Source organism: Streptomyces sp. NRRL F-6676 (assembly GCF_000725625.1).
Classification (GTDB): domain Bacteria; phylum Actinomycetota; class Actinomycetes; order Streptomycetales; family Streptomycetaceae; genus Streptomyces.
The window spans coordinates 213461-230678 of the sequence record NZ_JOHS01000002.1; the positions used below are offsets into that span (position 1 = coordinate 213461).

Genomic DNA, 17218 nt, shown 5'->3' on the forward strand with positions numbered 1-17218 from the left:
ATCACGTGGAGCAGACTTGCTTGTCCGCGGTCGACTTTCCGTCGACGTCCGGCGCCTTGGACGACGACTTCACCGGCGTTCCGGCGCCCTTGAAGTCCTTGCCGAGGGTGAGCACGATCGCGGGCAGCCCCTGGTCGTTCTTCTCGCTCTCGCCGGGCTTCATCGCGGAGGCGGGCAGCCCCATCAGGTCGGCCAGCTTGCGGGCCTGGTCGGCCTGGTCGGGGGAGTACTCCAGCGTCGTCTTGCTGAGCGTCTTCTCGGCGTTGCCGAGCTGGCTGGCCTTGGCGACGCCCTGCTCGTTCTGCAACCAGGCCAGGGTCTCCTGGGCGCTGCCGGTGGCGGCGCCGCCGTTGTAGATGTCGACGCGGATGTCGGCTGCGGCGGAGCGGGAGCCCTTCAGCCGGGCCGCGACGGCCGCCTTCTCCTTCTTCTCCTTCTGCTTCACCGCGGTGAAGGAGACGTCGTCCTTGATCGCCTGGAACACCGCCGGGGCCGTCGCCTGGTTGACGACGACCGTCGCCTTGACCTTCTCGAGGGGGTTGTCGAGCACCGGGACGGTGAGGAAGGTGATGTTCTTCGGCGGCACCTTCTTCAGCTCAAGGGCCATGTCCTTCAGCGTGCTCGCCTTGCCGATGCCGGTGTCGACGGTGAGTGCCTTGGTGGCCGCCTCGGCGAGCTTGTAGAGCTTGGTGGGGCTGGTCAGCGTGTCGCTGGAGGACATCTTGCGGGCCAGCGAGCCCAGGAACTGCTGCTGCACCTTGATCCGGTCGAGGTCGCCCTCGTTGCCGAAGCTGTGCCGGGTGCGCAGGAAGGCGAGCGCCTGTTCGCCCTCGATCGTGTGCTTGCCCTTGGACAGCTTCAGGTGCGAGTCCGGGTCGTTGACGTCCTTGCCCACGCACACCTCGACGCCGCCGACCGCCGAGGTCAGCGTCTTGACGGCGTTGAAGTCGGCCATCATGAAGTGGTCGGGTTCGATCCCGGTGACTTCCTTGACCGTGCGCATGGTGCAGCCCGGGTCGCGGTTGTCCTGGCCGAGGCTGGTGTTGAACCGGACGTTCTGCGTGCCCCCGATGACCTTGGTGCTGCCGTCCTCCTGCTTGGTGGGGCAGTCCGGGATGTTCGTGATCAGGTCGCGCGGGATGCTCAGCGCGGTGGCGTTGGTCCGGTCCTTGGAGACGTGCAACAGGATGTTGGTGTCGGCATGGCCGACGCTGTTCTTGTCGCCGTAGCCCTCGTTGCCGGCGCCGGTGCGCTTGTCGGTGCCGATGATCAGCAGGTTGAAGGCCTCGTCCTTGCTGAAGCTGCTCTTGGCCGCGTCACCGACGTCCGTCGTGGTGATGTTTCCCTCGAGGTGCTTGAGGTACAGGTAACCCGCGCCGGTCACCGCGACGAGCACGAAGGCCATGCCGCCACCGGTCCACAGCAGGACCTTCTTGGCCTTGCCCTTCTTGGGCCTGCCCTTGGTACGACCACTGGTCTTGCCGCGCCGGCGGCCGGGCGGCGGCTCCTCCGGGGCGCCGCGACGGCGGCGCTGCCCGGGCAGCGCGTCCGGCGCCGGGGCCTCGGGGCCGGGCGCGCTGCGGGACCGCCCGACGGGGGCGTCGGCGGTGCGGGGTCTGGGTACCGATGACTGCGGAGGGGAAGGAGCCAGTCGCAGTTCGTATTCGCCGGTGTCCGGGTTGAGTACCCACTGGTCTGCGGGGTCGATGTTGTCCGCCCGCCCACGGCCTTGCGCGTCCACGGTTGTCCGAATCCTCCGTCGGGGCCACGCGGCGCCTTTCCCCTCAAAGGCGCTCGGGTCACTTCATGCGATGCGTGAGCCCAGGACGGACCTCGAGGCATGCACCGGGTCGCTCACACTATCCGCCCGGTTGGGGCTTGAGCGACGGCAGTGCGCTTTTTCACGTGCCTACAACCGGGCAATCCGACCTATTTCTCAGAGAGTTCTTAGCTCTGATGTTCCCGCTCTTGGGCCGGGCTTTACCAACGGTGCCCAAAAGGGCTGCCGGAAGGGGAGATTCCGGCATTCTTGGTGAGGCGTCGCCGCGACGCGTCCCGTCTAGCGGGCCGTCGCCGTGACGCGCTCCGTCTCGACGCGCTGTGCCAGCCGCTCCTCGGGGAGCGCGTCCAGGTTCCGGCACAGCACCACGGAACCGCCCGTCGCGAGCGGGGAGTAGAGGCCCGCCGCGAGCCCCTCCCAGGTGTCGTACGGGAGTCCGGACAGCAGTCGTGACCCCGGACCCGTCAGGCCGAGCCCCGGCGCGTCGGCGCGGGCCCTCTCCACCACCTCGGCGCCGCTGAACTCCCGCCCGGCGACGATCAGCGCCGGCTCCTCCGGGGCGACCGGGGCGTACGGCCGGAAGAGGTCGCCCTGGCCGGGCACCTCCACCGCGTAGTCGAGGAACCCCTCCGGCGGCTGCGGGAACCGCCCGCCGAGGGGGCGCAGGGCGAGCGCCACGCGCTCCCCGGAGCAGGCGCGCGCCGTTTCGAGCGACTCCGGGCCGCTGACGACGACATCGGCGGCGCCCGGTGCGCCCGCCATATCGGCGACCGCCCCCACCGACGCGCACGCCAGCAGCCACACCGCCGTCTGCCAGTGCGCGGGCAGCAGCAGCGCGACCCGGTCGCCGGGCTCCACGGACAGTTCGCCCTGGAGCAGGTTGGCGGTCTTGGCCACCCAATTGGCGAAGGTGGCGACGGAGAGTTCGACGCGTTCGCCCGTGGCGTCGTCGTAGAAGGTCACCAGGGGGCGCGCGGGGTCCGCGGCGAGCGCGGATCGCAGCAGGTCGGCAGGGGTGCGGTCGGTGGCGTTCACGCGCGTCAGCCTACGCGGGCGGCGCGGCGGGAACCGACCGTACGGGCCACCCGGGGGCCACCGGTTCGGCGCAACGCCGACCGACGGCCCGTCAAGTCCGCGATGGACAGATATGTATGACTATGTTCAGGATCGAGGGCATGCGTGGATACCTTGTTTCTTCGATCGGCGTCACCTGCGCGGCGGCACTCACCCTGCCGCTCGCCCCGACCGCCGCGACCGCGGCCGCCTCGCCCTCGCAGACCGTCTCCACCACCGCACGCGGAGCCGCGTCCGGGGCCGTCCCCGACAGCACCGCGCCCGGGGCCGTCCCCGGCAGCACCCAGTCCCTCGCGCTCGCCCCCCTCTCCCGCACCCGGGCCGGGGCGGGCGCCGGCGTCCAGGGGCTGACCCGGCGTGAGGTGCGGCCGTTCTCGCTGCTGGGCGTGGTCTGGGACGACCCCCGTGCCGCCCTGCACGGCACGGTCCAGGTCCGCACCCGCGCCACCGGCACCCACCAGTGGTCCGACTGGCAGGAGGTGGAGACCCACAACGACGACCACGCGGCCGACCCCGGCACCGCCGAGAGCCGCTCCGGCCGGGTCCGCGGCGCGACGGCCCCGCTGTGGGTGGGCGACTCGGACGGCGTCGAGGTCCGGGTGCGCCCGGCGCAGCCCGGCGAGGCGGGAACCGACGGCCGTACGGCGGCCGGGGGCTCCGCCGACGCGACGGACCCCGACCCCACCGCATGGGAACTCCCCGGCGGCCTCCGCCTGGAGCTCGTCGACCCGGGGGAGCCGCCCGCCACGGACACCGGCACCGGCACCGGCACCGGCACCGGCACCCGCACCGACGCCGCCCCGGCCCCCGTCCCCGCGCTCGGCCCCGTCTCCGCCGACCGCCCCCCCGTCCTGGACGCCCGTACGGCCGAGACCGCCGCCGCCAACGCGGAGCTCGCGGCCCCGGAGGCCACCGTGATCCCGGCCCTGTCGAAGGAGGAGACCGAGGCGGCGTACGCCGCGGGGCTCCCCGACTCCGCCGACGGCACCCGCGCCAAGCCGTACATCGGCCCCCGGCCGAGCATCACCACACGGCGCGGCTGGGGCGCCGACGAGGGGATCCGCAAGGGCGGCTTCACGTACACCAAGAAGGTCAAGGCGGCCTTCGTGCACCACACCGCGACCGGCAACAACTACACGTGCGCCCAGGCGCCCTCCGTCATCCGGGGCATCTACCGCTACCACGTGCTGAGCAACGGCTGGCGCGACATCGGCTACAACTTCCTCGTCGACAAGTGCGGAAAGATCTACGAGGGCCGCGCGGGCGGCGTCGCCAAGCCCGTCATGGGCGCCCACACCCTCGGCTTCAACACCGACAGCACCGGCATCGCCGTGCTCGGCACCTACAGCTCCAAGAAGCCGTCCGCCGCCGCGGTGAAGGCCATCGCGCGCCTGACGGCGTGGAAGCTCGGCCTGTACGGCGTCAATCCGAAGGGCAAGACATACCTGACGTCCGGGGGTGGCAACCTCTACGCCAAGGGCAGGAAGGTACGGCTGCACACGATCTCCGGCCACCGGGACGGCTTCGCCACCAGCTGCCCCGGCAAACGCCTCTACGCCAAGCTCGGCTCGGCCAGGTCCACCTCGGCGGGCTACCAGGGACGCTGACGGCACGTCCGCACCCGCGTTCGCCACAAAACGCCATAAAGTGCCCGAGGCGAGGCGCGTCGCGGACGCATCGCCGGCGTACTGCGGGCGTACTGCGGGCGCCTCGAAAGCGCGTCGAACGGACTGCATACACTGACCGGCCGAGGGGCCTCGGCCGGTCCCGGCAGGAAGCGGAGACGACAGGTGACAGAAGCGATCCTCCTGGTCGGGGGCAGAGGCACCCGCCTGCGCCCGCTCACGGTGCACACCCCCAAGCCGATGCTCCCGGCGGCCGGCGTCCCCTTCCTCACCCACCAGCTCGCCCGGGCGCGGGCGGCGGGCGTGGACCACATCGTGCTGGCGACGTCGTACCTCGCCGAGGTGTTCGAGCCGTACTTCGGCGACGGCTCCTCCCTCGGCCTCCACCTGGAGTACGTCACCGAGGAGGAACCGCTCGGCACCGGCGGTGCCATCCGCAACGTGGCCGGGCGGCTCCACTCCGGCCCCGACCAGCCGGTCCTGATCTTCAACGGCGACATCCTCACCGGCCTGGACATCCGCGCCCTCGTCCGCACGCACGAGTCGACGGGGGCGGACGTCTCCCTGCATCTGACGAGGGTGACCGACCCGCGGGCCTACGGACTGGTCCCGACGGACGGCACGGGCCGGGTCACGGCGTTCCTGGAGAAGCCGCAGACCCCGGAGGAGATCGTCACCGACCAGATCAACGCGGGGGCGTACGTCTTCCGCCGCTCGGTCATCGACACGATCCCGGCCGGCCGCCCGGTCTCGGTCGAACGCGAGACCTTCCCCGGGCTGCTGGCCGCCGGTGCGCACTTGCAGGGCATGGTCGACTCCACCTACTGGCTCGACCTCGGCACCCCCGCCGCGTTCGTGCGCGGCTCGGCCGACCTGGTCCTGGGCCGCGCCCCGTCCCCGGCGGTGCCGGGGCGCTGCGGCGACCGGCTGGTGCTGCCGACGGCGGAGGTCGCCACGGACGCCAAGCTGACCGGCGGCACGGTGGTCGGGGAGGGCGCGTGCGTGGGCGAGGGTGCCCGGATCAGCGGCAGCACGCTGCTGTCCGGCGCGGTCGTGGAGCCCGGCGCGGTCATCACCGACTCCATGATCGGCGCCCACTCCCGCGTCGGCCGCCGCACCATCCTCACCGGCACGGTCATCGGCGACGGCGCGACGGTAGGCCCCGACAACGAACTACGCGAAGGCACCCGCATCTGGTGCGACGCCCACATCCCGGCGGGAGCGGTGCGCTTCTCACCGGACGAGTAGGGCTCAGGCAGGGGCACGGGGCTGTATTTGATCTGCGGCTCCGCCGCGGGGCGCGACCAACGCAGGGGGCGCCCTCCTGCTTTTGAGGGGCGCGGGGCTGTGTTGTGTTGCGCGGCTCCGCCGCGGTGGGCGCGAGCACTCACCGTGCCCCCGTAAGGGGCGCGGGGCTGTGTTGTCTTGCGCGGCTTCGCCGCGGTGGACGCGAGCACTCACCGTGCCCCGTAAGGGACGCGGGGCTGTGTTGTCTTGCGCGGCTCCGCCGCGGTGGGCGCGAGCACTCATCGTGCCCCGTTAGGGGCGCGGGGAACTGCGCGAGAAGTCCCCACCCACCCGCACCCGCCAACGAACCCCACCCACCCGAGCTCTCCCGCGCCCCCACCCGGAGGGCCCGGGGTCCAAGGGGCAGCGCCCCTTGAAGGGACGGGAAGGGTAGGGGCGGCGGGGGCGAAAAAACTCCCGGGCGAACCCCCAGCCATCACAACCGCCCGATGTCCCCCCGCCGCATCCGCGGCGCCCGCCGCCCCGGCACCCGCCCACTCAACAACACCAACCGCACCGCCCGATGCCGCTGCCCCTGCCCCGCATACGGCTCCAGCAACGACAACATCGCCGCATCATCCGCCCCCCGATCCCCCCCGAGCGCGAACCCCACGATCCCCGGCAGATGCAGATCCCCCACCGTCACCGCATCCGCCGCCCCATGACTCCGCTGCACCGTCTCCGCGGACGTCCACACCCCCACCCCCGGCACCACCTCCAACCGCGCCCGCGCCTCCGCAGGCGCCATCCCCACCCCCTGCTCCAGCCGCGCAGCGACCCGCACCGCCCGCAGAATCGCCGACGCCCGCTTGTCGTCGACCCCGGCCCGATGCCACTCCCACGAGGGAATCAACGCCCACGTCCGCGGCTCCGGCATGACCCACATCCGCCCCGCCACCGGCCCCGGCGCCACCTCACCGAACTTCCGTACGAGCAGCCGCCACGCCCGGTACGCCTCGTCCGTGGTCACCTTCTGCTCCAGCACGGACGGGATCAGCGACTCCAGCACGAGCCCGGTCCGCGTCAGCCGCAGCCCCGGCCGCCGGTGCCGCACCATCGCCAGCAGCCGGTGCCGCGGCTCGAAGGCGTCGGGATCGTCCATCGCGCCCAGCAGCTCGGGCAGCTTCTCCAGCAGCCACTCCGCCCCCGGCCCCCAGGCCTCCGCCTCGGCGACCCCACCGCGCACCGCGACCCGCAGCGTCCCCGGCCCGGCCGGCGTACGGCTGGCCCGCCACACCGACCCGTCCGGCGTCGTACGGAAGGTCGGGTCGGCGGGCCCGCGCCGCAACGGCCCGAGCACCAGCCCGAGGTCGAGGGGCCAGGGCAACGCCCAGGACCGCCGCAGCCCGGCGACGGGGCGGGGGGACGCCGGTGAGGGCACCCCCGGGGGCACGACGACGTCCCCGCCGCGCATGGTCGTACGCGTGGGCCGAGGAACGAAACGTCCAGCCACGGAAAAGGTCCTTGGGGAAGAGGAGGTAGAAGACGCCCTACGAGACTAGGCCGCCCCCCAGCCACCCGTTCCCCAAACCCGATGTGCCCCCCGTCACCGCACGGCCACGAACCCCTCCACCTCCCGCTCCCCCCGCGCCGCCGGCTCCCCCGCCGGATGCCCCACCGCCACCGCCCCCATCGGCTCCCACGCCTCCGGCAGCTCCAGCACCTCCCGTACGACGTCCCGGCAGAACATCGTCGAGGACACCCACGCCGAGCCCAGCCGCTCCCCGGCCAGCGCGACCAGGAAGTTCTGCACCCCGGCGCCCGTGGCGACCACGAACATCTCCCGCTCGGCCGCGTCCCGCCGCGCGTCGTCGTACGTGTGCGAGCCGTCCATGACCATGCACGGCACCACCAGGTAGGGCGCGTTGCGCAGCACGTCACCCCGGCGGACCCGCTTGGCGATGGACTCCTCGCTCTTGCCGTCGCGGCGCAGGTCGGCGATCCACGCGTCCCGCATGGCGTCGAGCAGCCGGGTCCGTGCCTCGGGCGACTCCAGCAGCACGAACCGCCACGGCGTCGTGTGGTGCGGCGCCGGCGCGGTGACCGCCGCGGCCACCGCCCGCCGTACGGCACCGGCGTCGACGGGCTCGTCGGTGAACGCCCGCACCGTGCGCCGCTGTGTCACCGCCTCGCGTACCGCCTCCGACGTACCGAGCCGGAACATGTCGTCGCGCGCGCCGCGCACCATCGTCCGCGCCCCGTCGCCGTCACCGCCGCCGACGAGGTGCGCCAGCCCGCGCACCACCGCGACGGGCAGCCCGGCGGCCTTGCCCTTGACCAGGTCACCCGCGGCGGCCAGTTCGTCGGCGGTGGCGACGACCGTGGCGCTCAGCGGGTTGCCGTGCGCGTCCGTGCCGCCGCGCAGGTCGTCCAGGACCCGTACGCCCGCGGCACCGATCGCCACGTCCGTCAGCCCGTTGCGCCAGGGGCGCCCGAACGTGTCGGTGACCAGCACCCCGACCTCGACCCCGAGCGCGTCCCGCAGCCCGTCCCGCAGCGCCCGCGCGGAGGCGTCGGGGTCCTCGGGCAGCAGCAGTACGGTCCCCTCGGGGGTGTTGGAGGCATCGACCCCGGCGGCGGCCATCACCAGGCCCTGCCGGTTCTCGACGATCCGCAGCGGCCCGCGCCGCGCCACCACCCGTACCGTCTCGGCGTCGATCGCGGCCTCCCGGTCGGCGGCCCGCAGCACCCGTCCCTCCGCCTTCGACACGATCTTCGAGGTGACGAGCAGCACATCACCGTCGGCCAGCTCCGGCTCGGCCGCGGCGATCAGCTTGGCGAGGTCGTCGCCCTGCCGCACCTCGGGCAGCCCGGGCACGGCCCACACCCGGAACCCGGCACCGCCGGTCGTCCCGCCACCGATCCCGCTCACGCGACCCGCACCTCCTCCGCCAGCGCGAGCGCCTCCCGGGCCATCTGCGCCGCCGCCTCAAGATCGGTCATCATCAGCGGTACGGCACGGCAGCGGATGCCGGCCGCCTCGACCCGCTCGACCGCGCCCGCGTCGACCGTGTCGACCAGCCAGCCGTCCAGCAGCCCCGAGCCGTAGTGCTCGGCGACCGCCGCGGCCGTCGACTCCACGCCGACCGCCGCGAGCACCTTGTCGGCCATCCCGCGCACGGGCGCGTCGCCGACGATGGGGGAGAGGCCGACGACCGGCACGCCGGCGTCGGCGATCGCCGCGCGGATGCCGGGCACGGCGAGGATCGTGCCGATGGAGACCACCGGGTTGGACGGCGGGAAAAGGATCACGTCAGCCTCGGCGATCGCTTCCAGCACCCCCGGCGCGGGCTTCGCCTGCTCGGCGCCGACCGGGACGACGGCCTCGGCGGGCACGGAGGCGCGCAGCCGGACCCAGTACTCCTGGAAGTGCACCGCCTTGCGCTCGCCGTCCAGTTCGACGGCGACGTGCGTCTCGACGCGGTCGTCCGACATCGGCAGGAGCCGCACCCCCGGCCGCCACCGGTCGCACAGCGCCTCGGTCACCGCGCTGAGCGGGTAACCGGCGCCGAGCATCTGCGTGCGCACGATGTGCGTGGCGAAGTCCCGGTCCCCGAGCCCGAACCACTCGGGCCCGACGCCGTAGGCCGCGAGCTCCTCCTTGAGGTGGAAGGTCTCGTCGGCCCGCCCCCACCCCTGCTCCTCGTTGATGCCGCCGCCGAGCGTGTACATCACCGTGTCGAGGTCCGGACAGACCTTCAGCCCGAAGAGATGGATGTCGTCCCCGGTGTTCCCGATGACGGTGACCTCGGCATCCGGCACGGCCCCACGCAACCCGCGCAAGAACCGAGCCCCACCAATCCCACCGGCCAAAACCACAATCCGCATGGGACACAGTCTGTCAGCACCCACTGACAAAGCGCCCCGAAGGGGGCGCCCGCCCGTCAGGGGCGCGGGGCCGTGTCGATCCGCGGCTCCGCCGCGCGGGCGCGACCAGCCCTCCACGAACGCGCACCCGCCAACGAACGGAAGCTCCCGAGCTAGAAGGCGCCCAAGGGGGCAGTGGGGGCGCAAGCCCCCGCTCCCACCCCCCGCACGACCGGCATCTCCGTCAGCCCCGGCCAATACACATGCAAGCTCACCGCGGGTACCAACGCATCGTTGACGACCTCATGCGCGTACCCCGCCCCGAACACCCTCTGCACCCCCGCCCCCAGCGCCCGCACCCCCCGCGCGCTCCGCTCCGTCAGCACCCCGTCCAGCACCGTCAGCACCCCCGACGACGGCCCGTGCCCGTGCGGCCCGGTGCCCTGCCCGGGGACCCACGACAGCAGCCACACCTCGTACCCGGGCCCGGTCCGCAGCCGGTGGTACCACCGGGACGTCGCGTCGTACTGGACGAGCGGCTCCCACTGTGCGCGGTCGGCCGCGACGGCCCGCGCCAGCCCGGCGAACTCGGCCACGGTGGACGGATGCTCGCGCGGCGGCTGGAGCAGATGCGGCACTTCGAGGATGTCGCCGGCGATCTGGAGGTCGCTGTCACTGTTCATGGATGCGGTGGTTCCTCGGCGGAGAGTGAGGCGGGAACGGTAAGGAAGGGAGGACACGGAACGCGAGACGCGGACGCGGGTGACCGAAGCGAACAGACGACCGGATCACGCGTCGAGCGGGGCGAGGACGACGCCCAGCAGACGAGGACGACACCCCACGGGGGTCAACGAGAAAACCGACCGGACGACTACACCCGGACCCGGCGACGACCGGAGCGACAGACGGCGCTCAACAGCCGGAACAACGACAACACTGCCGACAGCTACAGCGAGACCGGGCAGCACCGTGGGACCCGGTGAGCCGGGTCGAGGCGATGGCCAAGTTCGCGAGCATGCCCCCTAGGACACCGGTTCACACTCCCGGTGTCAACTCGTCCCCCGGCCCGTACGGGTGTTTCACCTCATCCGGTGGATCCCCCAGGCGAAAGGTTTGCTCTCCCGGATACGGGGACACATGGCCCACACCCGGGTGCACGGCCGCCGTTGTGATCCTGTGATACGAACGTGATCAAGTTCGCTTCGACGACCGGGGCGGAACGAGATCGACCGTCCGGGCGTCCTTCCCTGTGAAGGGGTGGAGGCCCGCCGGGGCCCCTGTCGGCTGTCATGATTTAGGCCGATTTGAACACTTACTGCGCCGCCTTGGTTCCGCAGAGTGAATAAGGGGCTCAATAGCAGATCTCGGCTTGACTCGCCCGGAGCAGCACACTTGTAATTTCACTCGTGTCGTTCAGCCGGAATCGGTAACGACCGCATCACGGGGACGCGAAAGACAGACGAGGGGCGCACATGACCGAGCTGGTGGAGCAACTGCTGGTCGACGACGCGGACGAGGAACTCGGCTGGCAGGAGCGCGCGCTGTGCGCCCAGACCGACCCCGAGTCCTTCTTCCCCGAGAAGGGCGGCTCCACGAGGGAGGCCAAGAAGGTCTGCCTGGCGTGCGAGGTCCGCTCCGAGTGCCTGGAGTACGCGCTCGCCAACGACGAACGGTTCGGCATCTGGGGCGGTCTGTCCGAGCGCGAGCGCCGCCGCCTGAAGAAGGCCGCGGTCTGAAGAAGGTCGCGGTTCTGAAGAAGGCCGCGCTCTGACGGCCCGTCGGCCGCCACCACGAACCGCACGAACCGTCCGCACGGGTCGCCCCCCGTGCCGCACGCGCACGACCCGCACGAGCCCTCCGCACAGCACACGCACGACGCACGCACATCCCCCCGGAACCACCCCCCCGCCGCACCCCCGCGCCGCAGCGGCGCCCCTCAAGGCGCCCCGAGACGCCGCGAAACACCACGAACGGCCCGCCGTCGCGGGGTTGTCCACAGGCGGCGGGCCGTGATCTTGCGCAGCCGTTAGTGTGGGCCTCCGTCCGAGACACCCCGCCGTTCCCCTGAGGTTCGGGCACGGGTGTCCACCGCAGTCCATCGAACCGGGGCCCGTACCTCGATGTCCGTGCACAGCCACACGGCGGTTCCTCACGACACCGCCCTCCCAGAGTTCCCGCGTCACGTGGTGACGGCGGTGCTCGTCTCCCACGACGGCGCCCGCTGGCTGCCCGACGCGCTCGCCGGGCTGCTCGGCCAGGAGCGCCCGGTGCAGCAGGCCTGGGCCGCCGACACCGGCAGCGCGGACGACTCCGCACGGCTGCTCGCCGAGTCCCTCGGCGACGACCGCGTGCTGCACCTGGCCCGCCGCACGGGCTTCGGCCAGGCCGTCGAAGAGGTGCACCGCACCGCGCCCACGCCCACCGTCGAGGACCTGCCGTACCTCAAGCGCCCCAGCGGCTGGGACCCCGTCACCCACTCCTGGCGGGACGACACCTACGACCTGCCCGAACTGCCGTACGGCGAACCGGAACACTGGCTCTGGCTGCTGCACGACGACAGCGCCCCCGCCCCCGACGCCCTGGCCCAGCTCCTCGGCGTCGTGGAGCGCGAGCGCGAGGCCGGCCAGGACGACGTGGCGGTCGTCGGCCCCAAGCTCCGCGGCTGGTACGACCGCAGGCAGCTCCTGGAGGTCGGCGTCACCATCGCCAACTCCGGCCGCCGCTGGACCGGGCTGGACCGCCGCGAACAGGACCAGGGGCAGCACGACTACGTGCGCCCCGTGCTGTCCGTCTCCACCGCCGGCATGCTGATCCGGCGTGACGTCTTCGAGGAACTCGGCGGGTTCGACCGGCACCTGCCCCTGATGCGGGACGACGTCGACCTGTGCTGGCGCGCCCAGGCCGCCGGCCACCGCGTCCTGATCGCCCCCGACGCCGTCGTACGGCACGCCGAGGCGGCCTCCCGCGAGCGCCGCGCCGTCGACTGCGTGGGCCGCACCGCCGCCTCCCCGCACAAGGTGGACAAGGCCGGCGCCGTCTACACCCTCCTCGTCAACGCCCGCGGCGCGCAGCTGCCCTGGATGGCCGTCAGGATCGTCGTCGGCACCCTGCTGCGCACGCTCGCCTACCTCGTCGGCAAGGTGCCCGGGCAGGCCCTGGACGAGATCCGCGGACTCCTCGGCGTCCTGCTGCGGCCCGAGCGGATCCTGGCCGGCCGCCGCGAACGCCGGGCCCACCTCGACAAGAACGAGTCCAAGCCCCTGTTCCCGCCGCCCGGCGCCACCCTGAGAGCCACCGTCGAACAGGTCGCGGGCAACCTCGTGGGCCGCTCCGACCCCGAGGCGTCCTCGGCCGGCCGGCACGGCGGCGCCGTCGAGTCCGGCCCCGGCGGCGACGACGCCGACTTCCTGGAGATCGAACAGTTCGCCCGCCTCAAGCGCATCGCCCGCCGCCCCGGCCCGGTGCTCTTCCTGGTGCTGCTGCTCGTCTCCCTGGCCGCGTGCCGCAATCTGCTCGGCGGCGGCGCCCTGGCCGGCGGCGCCCTGCTGCCCGCCCCCGCGGACGCCTCCGAGCTGTGGTCGCGCTACCTCGACGCCTGGCACCCGGTCGGCGCCGGCGGCACCCCGTCCGCGCCGCCCTACCTCGCCGCCGTCGCCCTCCTCGCGAGCGTGCTGCTCGGCTCCACCGGGCTCGCGATCACCGTGCTGCTGGTCTGCTCCGTGCCGCTGGCCGGCCTCACCGCGTACTTCGCCTCGCGCCCGCTGGTCACCTCCCGGCTGCTGCGCGCCTGGGCAGCCGTCGCCTACGCCTTCCTGCCCGCCGCCACCGGCGCGCTGGCCGGCGGCCGGCTCGGCACCGCCGTCCTCGCCGTGCTGCTGCCGCTCATCGCCCGCGCGGGCGTCGCCGCCGCCGGGCTCGCCCACGCCCCGGGCACCCGCGGCAGCTGGCGCGCCACCTGGGCCTACGCCCTGCTGCTCACCGCCACCACGGCGTTCACGCCGATCGTGTGGCCGATCGCGGCCGTGCTCGGCCTCGCCGTCCTGGCCGTGCGCCGCCGCGAGGCGCTCGCGTACCTGCCGCGCTACCTCGTCCAGCTCGGCGTGCCGCTGCTCGTGCTCGCCCCCTGGTCGCTGACGCTGCTGCCGACCGGCTTCTTCCAGGAGGCCGGACTGGAGTTCGGCGCCGGCGCCGCCTCGGCCACCGACCTGCTCGGCGCGAGCCCCGGCGGCCCGGGCACGGTCAGCGGCCTGATGCTGATCGGCATCGTGCTCGCCGCGCTCGCCGCCCTGCTCCGCTCCGAGCGCGGCCTCGGCATCCGCACGGCCTGGGCGATCGCGCTGGTGGGCCTCGTCTTCGCCGTGCTGTCCAACGACTCCGCCTGGGCCGGACCCGCGACCCTGGTCTACGGGATCGCGCTGCTCGCCGCCGCCGTGCTCGGCGCCGACGGGGCACGCGCACGCGTGGCCGAACAGAGCTTCGGCTGGCGCCAGCCCGTGGCCGCGCTCATCGCGTTCGCCTCCGCGGCCGGCCCGCTGCTCGTCGCCGCGGGCTGGATGATCGGCGGCGCCGACGGCCCCGTGGAACGCCGCGATCCCGCTCAGGTGCCCGCGTTCGTCGCCGAGGAGAGCACCAGTTCGGACCAGCCGCGCACCCTCGTCCTCGACAGCCCCACCGCCGCCGACGTTCGCTACACCCTGGTACGCGGCTCCGGGGCCCGCCTCGGGGACGCCGAACTGGCGGCGGCCGACGGCGAGAACGCGCGGCTCGACAAGGTCGTCGCCAACCTGGTCGCCGGTTCCGGCGCCGACCAGGCCGACGAACTCGGCGGCTTCGCCGTGCGGTACGTGCTGGTCCGCAAGGGCGCGCCCCGCGAGGTGAGCCGCGTCCTCGACGCCACGCCGGGGCTGAGCCGGCTCAGCCAGCAGGACGGCAGCGCGCTGTGGCGGGTGGACCGCCAGGTCTCCCGCGCGGCGATCGTGACCGGCTCCGGGTCCGGATCCGACGCGGGATCGGATTCCGGTTCCGCCTCGGCCTCCGCCTCCGGCGAGCCCGAGGCCGTCGCCGCCGGGCCCGTCGAGATCCACACCAAGATCCCGGCGGCCTCCGGTTCCGGCGACCGGATCCTGCGGATCGCGGACACCGCCGATGCCAACTGGACCGCGACGCTGGACGGCAAGCCGCTCACCCGCACCACCGTCGACGGCTGGGCCCAGGGCTTCCAGCTCCCCGCCACCGGCGGCCGTCTCGACGTCACCTACGACACGCCGCTGGCCCACAGCGCCTGGCTGTGGGCGCAGGGACTGCTCGCCGTCGTCCTGGTGGTGCTCGCCCTGCCGGGCCGCCGCCGCGACGTCGACGACGACCTGCCCGACGAGCCGCTCGTACCCGCCCAGGACCTCACCGGCGACGGCCGCCGCGCCCGCCGTCTGCGCGAACGCGCCGAGAACGCCGAGGCGGCCGAGGCCACCGGGGAGTTCGAGACGGCCGGGGCCACCGGCGAGGGCGCCGACGGCTCCGTATCAGAGGCACCGGACGACGAGTTCGCCGTACCGGCCGGACAGCGGGAGGACGACGCGGACCCGGCCACCGCCGTCCCGCAGCAGTCCGTCCCGCACCAGGGGTACGACACCTGGGACACCGCCGGCGCCACCGGCTACCAGGACACCGAGTACGCCGGCTACCAGGCGGACCCGTACCAGGGCGGCCAGTACGCCCAGGACCCCTACGAGGCACAGCAGCAGCCCTATCAGGGCGACCCCTACCAGGGCGCCGAGGCCACCCAGAGCGGCCAGTACGACCCCTACGCCTACGGCGCCGGCACCCCCTACGACCAGGGGTATGCCCAGGGCTACGACCCGGCGTACGACCCCCAGGTCTCGTACGACGCGCAGGCCCCGTACGACCCCCAGGCCCCGTACGACGCGCAAACGCCGTACGACCAGGGCGTCCCGTACGACCAGGGCGCGCCGTACGACCCGGCGCACGACAACGGCACCGACAGCGAGCGCCCCCACGGGAGCCAGCAGTGAAGCGCACCACCCTGTCCCTGATCGCCGGCACGGCCGCGCTCGCCGCCGTCACCGGGTTCGCCACGATGAACGCCCCGGCCGACACCGGGGCGAGCACCGCCCGCGCGGCCGCCCAGCTGCCCGTGGAGCGCACCAGCCTGCTCTGCCCCGCACCGAGCAACTCCGACCTGGCCGAGACCGACTACACGTCGTTCACGCCGGTCACCAAGGGCACCGGCAGCGACGGCAAGGCGGAGCTGACGGCGGCGGACGGGCAGTCGCCCGACGACGCCAAGGGCGGCGACGCGAAGAGTGGCTCCGAGAAGGACTCCAAAAAGGACTCCAAGAGCGACTCGAAGAGCGCCGACACACCGTCACTGAAACCCAAGGAGCCCGGCACCCCGGTCGCCGACGACACCTCCGGCGCCGAGACCCCCGCCCTGGCGGGCACCGCCACCGGCCGGTTCGCGCCCGGCTGGACGGTGCAGCAGACCACCCAGGTCGCCGCGGGCGCCGGCCGCGGACTGCTCGGCACCGCGTGCGGCCTCCCGGACACCGAGTTCTGGTTCCCGGGCGCCAGCACCGCCGCCTCCCGCGCGGACTACGTGCACCTGACCAACCCGGACGACTCCGCCGCCGTCGTCGACGTCGAGCTCTACGGCAAGGACGGCGCCCTGAAGACCACCGTCGGCGACGGCATCACCGTCAAGCCGCACGCGAGCGAGCCGATCCTGCTGTCCACCCTCACCGAGGCCGACGAGAAGGACCTCACGGTCCATGTGAACGTCCGCAGCGGGCGGGTCGCCGCCGTTGTCCAGGCCCTCGACGACGAACTGGGCGGCGACTGGCTGTCCGCCACCACCGACCCGGCCACCCGGCTCGTGCTCCCCGGCATCCCCACGGACGCCACCGACGTACGGCTGGTCGCGTTCGCGCCGGGCGACTCCGACGCCGACCTGAAGGTGCGGCTCGCCTCCCCCTCCGGGCTGATCACCCCGGCGGGCCACGAGACGGTGCACGTCAAGGCGGGCACGACCACCGCCGTCGACCTCGGCGACCTCACGCGCGGTGAGGCCGGTTCGCTGGTGCTGACCCCGAGCGACGGCTCGGTGCCGGTGGTGGCCGCCGTGCGGGTGCTGCGCGGCAAGAGCGGCAAGCAGGAGACCGCCTTCATCCCGGCCACCGCGCCGGTGGACACCAGGGCGACGGTCGCCGGGAACGGCGCCAAGGGCACGGTGCTGTCCCTGGCCGCGCCCGGCTCGTCGGCGAAGGTGCGGGTGACGGCGTCGGCGGGCAGCGAGGGCGGCACGGCGGCGACGAAGGAGTACACGATCAAGGGCGGTGCCACCGAGAACGTCACCGTGCCCGTGCCGGGCGGTCTGAAGGGCACATACGCCCTCACGGTCGAACATCTGTCGGGCGGTGCGGTGTACGCGTCGCGCACCCTGGAACGTACGTACGAGGGCGTTCCCGCCTTCACCGTCCAGACGCTCCCCGACGACCGCGGCACGGTCGCGGTTCCGGACGCGGACCAGGACCTGTCGGTGTTGCAGAAGTAGGGCGTCGGCAGGACCTCGGCGGGCTGGCCGTACCGCGGGCGGGGCAGTCCGCCCGTACCGCGGGCCGGCCGTCTTCGA

11 protein-coding genes are annotated in these 17218 nt (G+C 73.3%); 5 read left to right on the forward strand and 6 right to left on the reverse strand.

Translation table 11 applies throughout. The features are described from left to right. Window position 1: 1 nt before the first annotated feature. Both IO29_RS03255 and IO29_RS03260 read right to left on the reverse strand, forming a co-directional pair. Entirely contained in the window at window positions 2-1741 is a 1740-nt protein-coding gene (locus IO29_RS03255; RefSeq protein WP_030377556.1) for an LCP family protein, read from the reverse strand. 318 nt (window positions 1742-2059) lie between these two features. Beyond that, window positions 2060-2815, reverse strand: a complete 756-nt coding sequence (locus IO29_RS03260) for a TIGR03089 family protein (RefSeq protein WP_030377557.1) — start codon at window positions 2813-2815, stop codon at window positions 2060-2062. A gap of 122 nt (window positions 2816-2937) precedes the next feature. Here IO29_RS03260 and IO29_RS03265 point away from each other — a divergent pair, with 122 nt between their 5' ends. Together IO29_RS03265 and IO29_RS03270 are read left to right on the forward strand one after the other, a co-directional pair. Further along, a complete protein-coding gene (locus IO29_RS03265; protein ID WP_234307376.1) occupies window positions 2938-4461 on the forward strand; it encodes a peptidoglycan recognition protein family protein in 1524 nt (507 codons plus the stop codon). 183 nt (window positions 4462-4644) lie between these two features. After that, the gene (locus tag IO29_RS03270; RefSeq protein WP_030377559.1) at window positions 4645-5727 is read left to right on the forward strand and encodes a mannose-1-phosphate guanylyltransferase; all 1083 of its coding nucleotides are present in this window, start codon (window positions 4645-4647) and stop codon (window positions 5725-5727) included. Between the two features lie 475 nt (window positions 5728-6202). Here IO29_RS03270 and IO29_RS03275 read toward each other — a convergent pair whose 3' ends face one another. From IO29_RS03275 to IO29_RS03290, 4 genes are all read right to left on the reverse strand, one after another. Next, window positions 6203-7219 carry a DNA-3-methyladenine glycosylase family protein gene (locus tag IO29_RS03275; protein ID WP_030377560.1) on the reverse strand — a complete coding sequence of 339 codons (1017 nt, stop codon included), beginning with the start codon at window positions 7217-7219 and terminating at the stop codon, window positions 6203-6205. A 93-nt stretch (window positions 7220-7312) separates the two neighbouring features. Continuing rightward, window positions 7313-8638 carry a coenzyme F420-0:L-glutamate ligase gene (locus IO29_RS03280; RefSeq protein ID WP_106969738.1) on the reverse strand — a complete coding sequence of 442 codons (1326 nt, stop codon included), beginning with the start codon at window positions 8636-8638 and terminating at the stop codon, window positions 7313-7315. Continuing rightward, window positions 8635-9594: a 2-phospho-L-lactate transferase gene (gene cofD, locus IO29_RS03285; RefSeq protein WP_030377562.1), complete on the reverse strand. Its 960-nt coding sequence runs from the start codon at window positions 9592-9594 to the stop codon at window positions 8635-8637. The genes IO29_RS03280 and cofD overlap by 4 nt, the downstream gene beginning before the upstream one ends. Window positions 9595-9746: 152 nt before the next feature. Continuing rightward, a complete protein-coding gene (locus IO29_RS03290; RefSeq protein ID WP_030377563.1) occupies window positions 9747-10256 on the reverse strand; it encodes a cysteine dioxygenase in 510 nt (169 codons plus the stop codon). Window positions 10257-11045: 789 nt separating this feature from the next. Here IO29_RS03290 and IO29_RS03295 point away from each other — a divergent pair. The 3 genes from IO29_RS03295 (at window position 11046) to IO29_RS03305 (ending at window position 17140) form a co-directional block, all read left to right on the forward strand. Then, the gene (locus IO29_RS03295) at window positions 11046-11309 is read left to right on the forward strand and encodes a WhiB family transcriptional regulator (protein ID WP_030377564.1); all 264 of its coding nucleotides are present in this window, start codon (window positions 11046-11048) and stop codon (window positions 11307-11309) included. 384 nt (window positions 11310-11693) lie between these two features. Next, on the forward strand, window positions 11694-15602 hold the full coding sequence (locus tag IO29_RS03300) for a glycosyltransferase (RefSeq protein ID WP_078618070.1): 3909 nt from the start codon (window positions 11694-11696) through the stop codon (window positions 15600-15602). Further along, window positions 15599-17140 (forward strand): DUF5719 family protein, encoded by a 1542-nt coding sequence (locus IO29_RS03305; RefSeq protein WP_030377566.1) that lies wholly within the window; start codon window positions 15599-15601, stop codon window positions 17138-17140. The genes IO29_RS03300 and IO29_RS03305 overlap by 4 nt, the downstream gene beginning before the upstream one ends. The last annotated feature ends 78 nt before the right edge of the window (window positions 17141-17218 follow it).